Below are 13,047 nucleotides of genomic sequence, written 5' to 3' on the forward strand. Positions count from 1 at the left end.
TTTAACCGATGTGAATAAGTTAAGACTATTTTCGAATGTAATACAAAGCAATGCCAGTAAATAAGATACTCGGCGCAACCGCCCCAACCATTGCGGGTAAGTTATATACCATGCTCATTGGACCAAAAATTTGGTTACTTATGTAAAAACTGAACCCCGCAACCACACCGAGTAACACCCTCGCCCCCATGGTAACTGTGCGTAATGGGCCAAATACAAACGACAAGGCAACCAGCATCATCACCGCAACTGTGACTGGCTGCATAATTTTACGCCACAGGGCTAACTCATATCGACTGGCGTCTTGTTGGTTGACTTCTAGGTATTCTAAATATCCTAATAGCCCTTGAATAGATAAAGCTTCTGGTTTTACTGATACGACACTGAGTTTGTCAGGCGTTAAGGTTGAACGCCATTGTTCAGAAGATGTCTCAACCAATTCAATTCGCTCATCTGATAACAGTGTGGTGGTGACATCGGTTAAACGCCACTCATCTTTTTCATGTTCAAACTGAGCTTTTTTTGCTTGGGTTAATTGTACTAATTTCGATTGTGAATCAAATTTATATAAGGTGATATTATTTAATTTATCAATATCTTGTACTTCAGAAATATTAACAAATAAATCGCCATCTTTAGCCCAAATCCCGCGTTGTGACTTAATTAAACTGCCACCCGATATCTTTGTTGCCTGCAGATCTTTGGCAGATTGCTCCGCTACTGGAGCGCCCCACTCGCCTAATGCCATCACCATAATCATCAAAGGAATAGCCGTTTTCATGGCTGACTGAGTGATTTGCAACCTAGACATGCCGGACGCCTGCATTACCACTAGCTCTGAATTTGACGCTAACATCCCCATACCAATTAAGGCACCAAGTAACACCGCCATAGGGAAGAACATCTCAACATCACGAGGGATTAAATACAGTACATAAACGCCAGCGTCCATCATGGTATAGCTGCCGCGACCAACAACCCTCAGCTGATCAACCCATTTAATAATGCCCGATAACCCGGTGAGTACCAGTAAACACAATGCTGACGTACTGAGAATGACACGTGAAATATATAAATCGATAATGTTCATCATGCCACCTGCTTGTTGGATTTAAACAGGCTAAGTAACTTCAATTTTGAAGGGCGCTCTTTACCCAACAGCAAAATCCCCATAATTAGCGCGCAAGCATGGATCCACCACATACCTAAATAAGCAGGAATAACCTCATCTTGTAGTGCTTTACGACCAGCTACCATTAAGCCAAAGTACCCTAGGTATAATAGAATCGCAGGGAACATTTTCGCAAACTTCCCCTGACGTACATTAACCCTTGCTAATGGTACTGCAATGAGAGTCAACAGCGGAATAGACAATGGAATAGCTAAACGCCACTGAAATTCAGCAACGGCTTCAGGGCCTGTAGAATCCAGTAACTGTTCAATCGGCATCGCGGAAAGCTTACGGCCGCGCTCATCGACCTCTTGTTCTTTAATTTCCATTTTATAACCACCAAACTCAATAATTTGATAGTTCATGGCATTAGGACGGCCTTGATATCGCAAGCCACTTTTAAGTTGTAACTGTTGACTACCATACTCATCTTCAATCACCTTACCTTGTTGCGCGACAACAATATTCGTTAAACCATTTTCATCATTTCCATCTGGCAACTGAGCAACAAAAACTTTATCTAACTGATTGTCTTTGCTTATTTTCTCAACAAAAAGCACCGCACGGCCGTTAGGGCTGGTTTGAAAACGGCCTTGAGTTAATGCCGCTAACCCCGCTTCAGATTGAGCATGCTCAAGCACTTGGTTTTGCCTTTCTTCAGCCCAAGGGGCCACATAAAGCGCTAAATATGCTGTGAACAGCATATTTACAACAGCAAGGATTAATGTCACACGAGTCACGTACCATTCGCTGACACCAACACCATGCAATACCACCATTTCATTTTCGGCATACATTCGCCCGTGGGCCAATAAAATACCCAAAAAGAAACTTAACGGTAAAATTAATACAGTAAGTTGAGGCAGATTTAGCCCCAATAATGTCATCACTAATGATGCCGGAAATTCGCCATCTGAGGCATCGCCTAAAACACGGACAAATTGTTGGCTAATAAAAATAGTTAACAGCACGCTAAGTACGGCTAATTGTGCTTTTAAAACTTCGCCAATCAAGTATCTAAATACAATCACAAATAGGATCCAAGGGCTAAACGTATCTTTTTACTGGTATCAGAGTTACTTTCATGTAAACTGTCTACTTTTAGCAGTTTTGATAGTTTTCTGACCAGCTCGGAAGGTGCTAAACAGCTAAGGTTCAGGCCAATTAAGTCGTCTCAGTTATAACGCTTATTTTGCCTACATGCCAGTAGCTTATCACTTTAAAGTTGATCTGCGGCCATTCGGCCCGAAAGCAAACATTATCTTATAAATATAAAAATTTGTCTTTAAGAATCTAGGAGTGCTCATGGAGTTTAGCGTAAAGAGCGGTAGCCCCGAAAAGCAACGTTCAGCGTGTATCGTTGTTGGTGTATACGAACCTCGCCGTCTATCTGGTATCGCAGAGCAGTTAGATAAAATCAGTGAAGGTTACATTAGTAATCTTCTTCGTCGTGGCGACCTAGAAGGTAAGCCAGGGCAAATGTTATTACTACACCACGTACCTAACGTGTTGAGTGAACGTGTATTACTAGTTGGATGTGGCAAAGAGCGCGAGTTAGACGAGCGCCAATACAAACAAATTATCACTAAAACCATTAATACATTAAACGAAACAGGCTCAATGGAAGCTGTGTGCTTTTTAACTGAGCTGCACGTTAAAGGTCGCGACACCTATTGGAAGGTTCGCCAAGCGGTTGAAACCACTCACCAGAGCTTATACAGCTTTGATGCATTGAAAACCCGTAAAGGCGAAACTCGTCGTCCGTTACGTAAAATGGTATTTAATGTTCCTACTCGTCGTGAATTAACCATTGGTGAAAAAGCGATTGAGCATGGCGCTGCAGTATCTGAAGGTATGACACTGTGCCGTGATGTGGCTAACATGCCACCAAACATCTGTAACCCAGCCTACCTTGCTTCTCAAGCTCGCCAAATGGCAGAAACTTACGAAACACTAAAAGTATCAACCGTAGGTGAAGAACAGATGGCTAAACTAGGTATGAACTCATACCTTGCAGTAGGCCGTGCCAGTGCTAATGAATCCATCATGACTATTATGGAATATCAAGGCGCTGTCGACAGCACTCAGAAGCCGATTGTCCTTGTGGGTAAAGGGTTAACCTTTGACTCAGGTGGTATCTCATTAAAACCAGGCGAAGCCATGGACGAAATGAAGTACGACATGGGTGGCGCAGCAGGTGTTATTGGTGCGATGAAAGCACTGTGTGAAATGAAGCTGCCAATTAATGTTATCGGCGTGCTTGCGGGTTGTGAAAACATGGTTTCAGGTAGTGCGTACCGCCCTGGCGATATCCTTACTACTATGTCAGGTCAAACCGTAGAAGTATTAAATACTGACGCTGAAGGCCGTCTAGTGCTATGTGATGTATTAACCTACGTTGAACGTTTTGATCCTGAGTTAGTAATCGATACAGCTACCTTAACCGGTGCTTGTGTGATTGCACTGGGTAAGCATGCTTCAGGTTTATTCAGCTCACATAACCCGCTAGCCCATGAGATTTTAAATGCCGGCGAGCAAAGTGGTGACCGCGCATGGCGTATGCCGTTATGGGATGAGTACCAAGATTTGTTAGACAGTCCTTTTGCTGACATGACTAACTTAGGTGGCCGTCCAGCGGGTTCAATCACTGCAGCGTGTTTCTTGTCTCGCTTTGCTAAAAAGTACAACTGGGCACATTTAGATGTGGCAGGTACTGCTTGGAACAGCGGCGCAAATAAAGGCTCAACAGGTCGTCCTGTGCCGATTTTGACTCAGTTCTTGATTAACCGCTCAGGCATTGAAATCAACGAATAAGTTGATTTCAATATAAAGCGACATTTTGTGAAAGGCGAAGAGTTAACTCTTCGCCTTTTTTATTACCTTTAAAAGCATGCTGTTTCCCCCATTAACCCCATTACATTTTTAGTGTAAACTCTCCCATACCGAATTAACCTGTAAAAGCATCAACACAATGTCACAAACCGTGTTTTACCTTATGCCTGATAATCATAATCAAATGAGTGCATTAGATGCGGTCTATTTAGCAGCCTGCCAATTAGCAGAGCAACATTATAGGCAACAAAAACAGGTGTATATTCACTGTCAAACTAAGCAACAGGCATACGCCATTGATGAACTATTATGGCAATTTGAACCAAACTACTTTGTACCGCACAACTTAAAGGGTGAAGGCCCGGTTACCGGTGCCCCTGTTGAAATTGGCTTTGATACCCTTGGCCCGAATAAAAGTCGCCAAGTTCTGATTAATCTTGCAGACCAAGTACCGCAATTTGCGGTAAACTTGGCGCATATTATCGATTTTGTGGCTAATGATGACACACTAAAAGGCATCGCAAGAAAGCGCTACCGTGATTATCAAACCCTTGGGTGCCAAGTTTCTACCCAAACTTTAGCCGAATAAACACTAAATTTAGATTGAGATAAAACGCCCCCATGGAAAAAACATACGATCCTAAGTCTATCGAACAAACGCTTTACCAAAACTGGGAAGAGCAAGGTTACTTCAAGCCACATGGTGATGAATCACAAGGCAATTATTGCATCATGATCCCGCCGCCAAATGTGACAGGTAGCCTGCACATGGGTCATGCATTCCAAGATACCATCATGGATACCCTTACCCGCTATCAGCGTATGAAAGGTAAAAATACCCTATGGCAAGTGGGTACAGACCATGCAGGTATTGCGACTCAAATGCTAGTTGAGCGTAAAATTGAAGCCGAAGAAGGTAAAACCCGTCATGACTTAGGCCGTGATGCGTTTATGGATAGAGTATGGGACTGGAAAAAACAGTCTGGCGGTACCATTACTAAACAGCTTCGCCGTATGGGCGCATCGGTGGATTGGGATCGCGAGCGTTTCACTATGGATGAAGGCTTATCAAAAGCGGTACAAGAAGTGTTTGTACGCTTGTATGAAGATGACCTGATTTATCGTGGTAAGCGTTTAGTCAACTGGGACTGTAAATTACACACCGCGATTTCAGATCTTGAAGTTGAAAACAAAGAGAAACAAGGTCATATGTGGCACTTCCGCTACCCATTAGCAGAAGGCGCATTAACCGCGGATGGTAAAGACTACCTTGAAGTTGCCACCACTCGCCCTGAAACCATGTTAGGTGACAGCGCTGTAGCGGTACATCCAGATGATGAGCGTTATCAATCATTAATAGGTAAATTTATTCACTTACCTATCGTTAACCGTTTAATTCCGATTGTGGCAGATGACTATGTCGACATGGAGTTTGGTACGGGTTGCGTAAAAATCACCCCTGCGCACGACTTTAACGACTATGAAGTCGGCAAGCGTCATGCATTACCTATGTACAACATCTTTACCTTAGATGCCGCTGTACGTGAGTATGTTGAAGTGATTAACACTGACGGCACCCCAAACAAAGATATCGAAATCGCTTTACCTGAGCGTTATGTTGGCCTTGACCGTTTTAAAGCCCGCACAGCAATTGTGGAGGAATTTGAAACCTTAGGTTTACTTGAAAAAGTTGCTCCACATGGTTTGAAAGTCCCATATGGTGACCGTAGTGGTGTCGTAATCGAACCGTTACTAACAGATCAATGGTATGTTGCCGTTGCCCCTATGGCAAAAACTGCACTAGAAGCCGTTGAAAATGGCGACATTAAGTTTGTACCGCAGCAATACGAAAACATGTATTACTCGTGGATGCGCGACATCAATGACTGGTGTATTTCACGTCAGTTATGGTGGGGACACCGTATTCCGGCTTGGTACGACCAAAATGGCAAAGTGTATGTTGGCCGTAACGAAGCTGAAGTCCGCAGCAAACACAACCTTGCAGATACCATCACTTTACGCCAGGACGATGACGTATTAGATACTTGGTTTAGTTCTGCATTATGGACCTTCTCAACCTTAGGTTGGCCTGACAACCTTGAAGATTTAAAAACCTTCCACCCAACCGATGTGTTGGTAACAGGTTTTGACATTATCTTCTTCTGGGTTGCGCGTATGATCATGATGACCATGCACTTCATTAAAGATGAAGACGGCAAGCCACAAGTACCTTTTAAAACCGTTTATGTAACTGGTCTTATTCGTGATGAAGCAGGTAACAAAATGTCTAAATCAAAGGGCAATGTTCTTGACCCATTAGACATGATTGACGGTATTGACCTTGAAAGCTTAGTGAGCAAGCGTACTGGCAATATGATGCAGCCACAGTTGGCCGCAAAAATTGAAAAAAGTACCCGTAAAGAATTTAGCGATGGCATTGAAGCCCATGGCACTGATGCGCTACGCTTTACCTTAGCGGCAATGGCGTCTACAGGACGCGATATTAACTGGGACATGAAACGTCTTGATGGTTATCGCAGTTTTTGCAACAAGTTATGGAACGCATCACGTTATGTGTTAATGAATACCGAAGTTCAGGCCGACCCTGAAAGCAATGAAGCAGGTGAACCATTAGATTGTGGTCAACTATTAGTTGATGGCAAGCCTGGTGAGATGAAGCTTTCATTAGCAGATCGTTGGATTATTGGGTTATTCAACCAAACGGTGAAAACCTTTGAAGATCACATGGCAGCATACCGTTTTGATCTAGCCGCGAATACCTTATATGAGTTCACATGGAACCAATTCTGTGACTGGTATTTAGAATTAACTAAGCCTGTAATGCAAAATGGCAGCGAAGCAGAGCAACGTGGTACTCGTCATACTTTGGTTACCGTGCTTGAGCAAATGCAGCGTTTAATGCACCCAATTATGCCATATATTACCGAAACCATTTGGCAACGTGTTAAGCCTTTGGCCGGAGCGACTGGTGATACCTTGATGCTAGCAAGCTTCCCAACGTATCAAGCGGATAAAGTTGATGCTGCGGCAATGGCAGATCTTGAATGGGTTAAGCAAGTGATTGTAGCGGTACGTAATATTCGTGCCGAGCTGAATATTGCCCCATCAAAGCCACTTAATGCATTACTGCGAGGGGTGAGCTACGAAGACCGTATTCGTCTTGAAGCTAACCAGCCATTCTTTGCTAGCTTAGCCAAATTAGAGTCAATGACGATTCTGAATGAAGGTGAAACTGCGCCAATGTCGACCACCCAGTTAATCGGCAATATGGAACTATTGATCCCGATGGCAGGTTTAATTGATGTAGCTGCCGAAATGGCCCGTATCGATAAACAACTTGAAAAGTTAAGCCAAGAAGTTAGCCGTATTGAAGGTAAATTATCAAACCAAGGTTTTGTGGCAAAAGCTCCAGCTGCGGTTATTGATAAAGAGCGTGAAAAAATGACTGGTTTAAGTCGTGATATTGAAAAATTAAACGAACAAAAAACTGAGCTGGCTAAACTAGAAGGTTAACAATAACTTATAGTTACCCCAAGCCAAAAGCCAGTACATTTGTACTGGCTTTTTATTTATTTAAACAAATGCAACAAACTGTAACACACTAAGTTAATTAGCTATTTAGTTTTGCACTCGCTTCCCCCAAGCGGCATAATGCTGCAAACATGTTAAATAAGATGGCGATATGAAACAACATTACGCATTTACCACTCCTGCACTTTTGTTACTGTTAACGGCATGCGGTGGAGGAGAATCATCTGAGCCATCAGTGACGCCTCCCATTGTTCCCCCACCAGTCACTCAGCCACCAGCAGAAACCGCTGCACCAACAATTGCCACCATCGCCCCATTTACCGAGTGGAATGAACAAGCGATTACCCTTAGCGCAAATGTAACCCTTGATCCCAGTGTGACTGCGACTTATCAATGGCAACAAACTGCAGGAGCGGAAGTTATTCTGAGTGGTGCTGATAAGCAGACTGTAATTATTGATGCTTCACAATTAGAAAATGACACCGCCATCACACTTAAGTTGACCGTCACAGACAGTAAAAATAAAACGGCTTCAACTTTGGTTAACATCAACCTAAACGATCGTATTTCTGCCGCCATGAAAACCGGTAATGTCAGTGATATTAACGGTCCTCTAGTAACGAGTTTAATTAAGCGCCTTGATAAGGATTTTATTCATTCTCAGCAGTTACAAAGTGATTTTTTAAACACCATTTTTAGTACTGATGCCATCGCATTTGAACCTGGTCAGCATTCACAATTGATTGAGATTAATAATGCAATTCATGGATACCCTAATAATCCAACCTTTGAGTTACTTAAAGGTAATCAGGGGCGTATATTAGCCGCTGCGACCGCACAACAGGGCGTTAACCACGCCGCATTTGGTACCGATATTTTTAATCGACTCAATGCTGGACACTTCCCTGAATTTGAAGCTAGCTTCAAGCGTTTATTAGCTTGGCAAATGCAACAAACATTAACTGATACATCGACTAACCGCATCAGTATTTTTGGCCTAAATGACTCAGGTGCAAGTTGGGTTAAAACTTGGTTTGCCAGTCAATACCCTAATATGACAGTCAGCCATTGCGCTGATAGTTCAGCAACAGATGAAACCTTAACAACATGCGTTAATGACAGCGACTTAGTGGTAGTGGCGTCTGATGAAGTCTTTACAGATCTTCAGATTAATAGCGTATTAGATTCAGCTTTAAGTCAAAAAAAACCATTGTTATATACCCATAGACACTCCTGGAATAGTAAACCACAAACCGCAATCGTACTTGGTAAAATTCACTTTTCAATGCAAGCACCAGGCGGCCCAGGTAATTATTTCAGTAATGATAAAGCCAATTGGAATACCGTTGCCGATATGCAGCAGGCCTCACCGTTATTCAGTGATGAGCAAAAGTGGGTTAAGGGATTTTTACAGCAAGAGTTTCCATTTAATTTCAGCCTTTGCCAAACAGAATGTGAAGCACTCTATAGCGATAATTACCGTCCAAGTTTACAAGCGATAAAGCAGCGAATTAATCAATTAGATCAACATAAAGTGACACTTTTTGAGCAACCTGATAGCCATGCAATTTATAAAAAGCTGGTACTGCTAGGCGATATTTATCGCCAAGAGATTAACTATCCAATGAATGTCGCCAGCTTGGACAACTTAAGCTTTGCCAAAGCCTATTTTGCTGACCACAGTGTGTTTTATACGCGCTCATTTAGCATGGTACCTCATTCGCTAGGTAACTTTAGCCGCACAGACTTTAGCCATGTAACACCTAAAGACAAGCAGGTTAGCATTACCAGTAAAAGTGGCTTCCGCTCTGCAGGGGTTTATCACATCCCTGGTAAACCAATGAGTATCACGCGCTCGGACAATAACGCCGTCCGTACATGGATATTTATCAATACCCAACGCTCAGCATCGACCAAAGAGTTTGGTGAAAATAGTTACAACAGACCTAAATATCTGCAATCACCGCAAATTGAACTCAAAAAAGGCGAAACGGTTACCCTAAACAGCGCCTACGGTGGACCAGTGCAAGTTCGCTTTGATCAATCAGATATCAACACCCAGTTCAGCTTTAGTAATATCGGCGAACATCCATATTGGCGTGATGGCCTAGATGCTAATACTTTTGCAACGGCGCTTGCCCAAGCTGATTATGATTGGGCAGAAATAGCCAGCCCGCATTTTGAAGTCCATTCGCAAACCGATAAAATGCAGCAAACGATGACACTTTATTCGCGCTGGAATACTGCGGACACCATGGCTGAAGCCATGAATAATAACTTACATAATTTGCCGCACGTACTCGCTGGATTTCAAGGTCCGAATATCGACACTGTTGCTGAAATCGTTGATTTTGCCAGTAGCCACAACTTAACAGTAGCTCAGTTAAATACGGTAAAGCACATGAATGCTGATCAGGCGACTTGCGGCTCAGGCTGTTCAGGTAACCCTTACGATGCGTTTTGGAATTTCAACCCACTGGGTCATGGTGATATTCATGAACTCGGCCACGGATTAGAGCATTCAAAACTGCGTTTTGATGGTGTCGATGGTCATGCGTCAACCAACCCATATTCTTATTACACTAAGTATATGAACTACTTATCTTTAGGTGAGTTACCAAACTGCCAATCATTACCGATTAAAAATGAGTTTGATTTACTACAGCAAAGTGCCCAAACGGCTGATCCTTTCGCCTTTATGAAAGCTGCAAATCTAAATGGTTGGAGCCAAGGCATGTCAATAATGGTGCAAATGTACGCTACAGCACAAAAGCAAGGTGCTGTATCTAACGGCTGGCATTTATTACCTAGGTTGCACATCATTTTGCGCGAGTTTGAAGCTAACAAAAATGATCTGAATAAGTGGGATGTTATTAAAACCCAACTTGGCTTTAGTCTTTTTGATCAAACTGAGGCTAAATCAATTAGCAATAATGACTTTCTCGCCATTGCCATGAGCTATGCAACTAAACTGAATTACCTTCCGCTGTTTGATATGTGGGGATTAACGGTTTCAGATAAAGCCAAGTTACAAGTGGCCCAATTTGGCTACACTGCAACCATAAAACAGGTTTTTGCATTTGAAAAAGATGGTTATTGCTATGGCTTAGACTTGCCAGTCGTTGCTATTGATGGTGTTCAAACCTGGCCTTTCAATTAGAAAAGTGACAAACCAAATAAGAGAATTTGAGGGTTAATAAATTTAGCCCTCAGGTTCGCGAGTACACCATTCCATTACCTCACTTTTTTAACGCTTTGAATAATGAAGAACCTAATTCACCTGGCTCATATTAAAGCGGCCAGCCATTGGGACATTGCGCAAAAAAGATCAAAATCACTGGTAAAACAGCTTTAATTACTGTAAAAGCTTCAGCCAAAATCATCATCCAATCAAACGGTATACCACTATGTCAGATAAATTCTTTTTTAAAGGTCGCAGAACCCCAAAACCGGCCTATGGCGAAAGTGGATATAACACCAAGCGCCAAACTAAAGTTGGCACTGAAGCAAGTCCGCTGCAGTTAACTGTTCAAACAGAAAAACGTAAGCAAGCGGTGCAAAATATGGTTGATGAACAGCAACTTTTTGCCATTATTACTGTAAACAGTGACGTTGAAGAAAACATCATTCAACTAGAAGGGATTTTAAATAAACCCAAAGCGGTTATCGCTGAAGCGAAAATTAACCGTAACGATCCTTGTACCTGTGGTAGCGGTAAAAAATATAAAAAATGTTGTGGTTAGCCAGTATAAAAATGAATCAAGCGAGCTTATAGCTCGCTTTTTTGTTTAAAAAATTGTTATTCCTCTTCTATTTCATCAGAGTTATTTTGTAATTGGCACTAAGTTAGGTAAAGTGTCTGCCGACCTATTTTGATTAAGAATAGTTAATAAAAACCAAAATAATAAAGGGTAACTTATGAGTGCTAATTCACACTCAGGCAATGACCTAAGTGAAGTAAAACAACTTGGTATGTGGGCATCCATTACCAGCCTTGGCTATATTTTCTGGCTAGTAGGCGGCATGGAACTGGTTGAACGAATTGCCTATTATGGTGTTAAAGCCAGTGCAGGTTTATATGCTAAATCGCCAGAGTCTGAAGGTGGTTTAGGGATAGATCTTCACGACTACGGTATTATTCTCGCGGCTTGGGCTTTACTGCAAACCTTCATTCCTGTTTTAACGGGTGGCATATCCGATCGCGTCGGCTACAAAGAAACCATATTTGTCTCAACCATTATTAAAATCATGGGTTATCTAACCATGGCATTATTCCCAAGTTTCTGGGGATTTTTGATAGGAGCAATGTTGCTAGCTGCCGGTACTGGGGTATTTAAACCTGGGATCCAAGGCACATTGGTTCTATCGACTAAACGAGAGAATACCTCTATGGCATGGGGTATTTTCTATCAAGTGGTTAATATTGGTGGATTTTTAGGACCACTGGTTGCTGTGCATATGCGTCAGTTATCTTGGGATAACGTGTTTTATGCGTGTGCGGCTATTATTTCATTGAATTTTTTATTTTTATTGGCCTACAAAGAGCCAGGTAAAGATGAACGAATTGAACGAGCACGTAAAGTAAAGTCTGGCGAAATACAACAAGACGCCTTATGGAAAGACGCCCTGCATGAGCTTAAAAAACCGGTAGTAATTTACTATATGTTAGTGTTTGCTGGCTTCTGGTTTTTATATAATTCTTTGTTTGATGTGCTACCTATTCATATTGCTGAATGGGTGGATACCAGCATTATTGTCACCTCATTATTTGGCCCAGAAGGAACCAGTAACGGTATTTTGCAATTCTGGCTCGGGTTAAATAACGACGGCACCAAAGTCATGCCTGAAGGTATGCTTAACTTGAATGCAGGTATGATTATGACAACCTGCTTTTTAGTGGCCGCTTTTACTGCTAAGTATCGTATTACTACCGCCATGCTTGTTGGCTGTATTTTAAGCATTGTCGCCATCATGTTAGTAGGGGCATTTAATGCAGCATGGATGATGGTGTTAGCGATTGTGATGTTTTCTTTTGGTGAAATGATGATCAGCCCAAAGAAAAATGAGTTTATGGGTAACATTGCCCCTGAAGGTAAAAAAGCCATGTACTTAGGTTTTGTGATGTTACCGCAAGGAATTGGTTGGACATTAGAAGGGTATTTTGCACCTAAGCTTTATCAAATCTATGCATCAAAAGAAATCATTTCCCGTAATGAGCTCGTCACTCGCGGCATGAGCCAAACCGATGTGGATGCCATTCCTCAAGGTGAAGCCTTCATGCGCTTAGTCGATTTTACCGGTATTGAAGCACAGCCATTAACTCATATGCTTTATGAAGCCAATAACATTGGTATGGCTTGGTATATTATTGCTGCGATTGGTATTATTTCTGCTGTGGGCATTTTCATCTACGGCAAATGGTTACTGCAAATGCAGCGTCAGCAAGCATAACGATATAAAATGGGTCTTTGAACGAGTCACACCCTCGTCAA

Annotated in this window: 8 protein-coding genes; 6 read left to right on the forward strand and 2 right to left on the reverse strand. The window is 42.2% G+C overall.

Annotated features, from left to right (window positions below):
* Positions 1-25 precede the first annotated feature (25 nt).
* Positions 26-1,090 carry an LPS export ABC transporter permease LptG gene (lptG, locus tag NE535_RS01695; protein ID WP_261297227.1) on the reverse strand — a complete coding sequence of 355 codons (1,065 nt, stop codon included), beginning with the start codon at positions 1,088-1,090 and terminating at the stop codon, positions 26-28.
* Positions 1,090-2,202 carry an LPS export ABC transporter permease LptF gene (lptF, locus tag NE535_RS01700; protein ID WP_261296970.1) on the reverse strand — a complete coding sequence of 371 codons (1,113 nt, stop codon included), beginning with the start codon at positions 2,200-2,202 and terminating at the stop codon, positions 1,090-1,092. Before lptF ends, lptG begins: the two co-directional genes overlap by 1 nt.
* 274 nt (positions 2,203-2,476) lie before the next feature.
* Here lptF and pepA point away from each other — a divergent pair, with 274 nt between their 5' ends.
* The 6 genes from pepA to NE535_RS01730 all read left to right on the forward strand — a co-directional run bounded on the left by pepA (position 2,477) and on the right by NE535_RS01730 (position 13,006).
* Positions 2,477-3,985 (forward strand): leucyl aminopeptidase, encoded by a 1,509-nt coding sequence (gene pepA / locus NE535_RS01705; RefSeq protein ID WP_261296971.1) that lies wholly within the window; start codon positions 2,477-2,479, stop codon positions 3,983-3,985.
* Positions 3,986-4,142: 157 nt separating this feature from the next.
* Complete coding sequence (locus NE535_RS01710; protein WP_261296972.1) at positions 4,143-4,592, forward strand: DNA polymerase III subunit chi; 450 nt, start codon at positions 4,143-4,145, stop codon at positions 4,590-4,592.
* A 32-nt stretch (positions 4,593-4,624) separates the two neighbouring features.
* On the forward strand, positions 4,625-7,537 hold the full coding sequence (locus NE535_RS01715) for a valine--tRNA ligase (protein WP_261296973.1): 2,913 nt from the start codon (positions 4,625-4,627) through the stop codon (positions 7,535-7,537).
* Positions 7,538-7,706: 169 nt separating this feature from the next.
* A complete protein-coding gene (locus NE535_RS01720) occupies positions 7,707-10,715 on the forward strand; it encodes an ImpA family metalloprotease (protein ID WP_261296974.1) in 3,009 nt (1,002 codons plus the stop codon).
* 247 nt (positions 10,716-10,962) lie between these two features.
* A complete protein-coding gene (locus NE535_RS01725) occupies positions 10,963-11,298 on the forward strand; it encodes a PBPRA1643 family SWIM/SEC-C metal-binding motif protein (RefSeq protein WP_261296975.1) in 336 nt (111 codons plus the stop codon).
* Between the two features lie 175 nt (positions 11,299-11,473).
* On the forward strand, positions 11,474-13,006 hold the full coding sequence (locus NE535_RS01730) for an MFS transporter (protein WP_261296976.1): 1,533 nt from the start codon (positions 11,474-11,476) through the stop codon (positions 13,004-13,006).
* Positions 13,007-13,047: the final 41 nt, after the last annotated feature.

The organism is Shewanella holmiensis, from assembly GCF_025370255.1.
GTDB classification, from domain to species: Bacteria; Pseudomonadota; Gammaproteobacteria; order Enterobacterales; family Shewanellaceae; genus Shewanella; species Shewanella holmiensis.

Excerpts from the sequence above, each read along its gene's own strand:
- NE535_RS01720 (WP_261296974.1), top strand. The coding sequence starts at position 7,707 with ATGAAACAACATTACGCATTTACCACTCCTGCACTTTTGTTACTGTTA.
- NE535_RS01730 (WP_261296976.1), top strand. The coding sequence starts at position 11,474 with ATGAGTGCTAATTCACACTCAGGCAATGACCTAAGTGAAGTAAAACAA.
- NE535_RS01715 (WP_261296973.1), top strand. The coding sequence starts at position 4,625 with ATGGAAAAAACATACGATCCTAAGTCTATCGAACAAACGCTTTACCAA.
- pepA (WP_261296971.1), top strand. The coding sequence starts at position 2,477 with ATGGAGTTTAGCGTAAAGAGCGGTAGCCCCGAAAAGCAACGTTCAGCG.
- NE535_RS01710 (WP_261296972.1), top strand. The coding sequence starts at position 4,143 with ATGTCACAAACCGTGTTTTACCTTATGCCTGATAATCATAATCAAATG.
- lptG (WP_261297227.1), bottom strand. The coding sequence starts at position 1,090 with ATGAACATTATCGATTTATATATTTCACGTGTCATTCTCAGTACGTCA.
- NE535_RS01725 (WP_261296975.1), top strand. The coding sequence starts at position 10,963 with ATGTCAGATAAATTCTTTTTTAAAGGTCGCAGAACCCCAAAACCGGCC.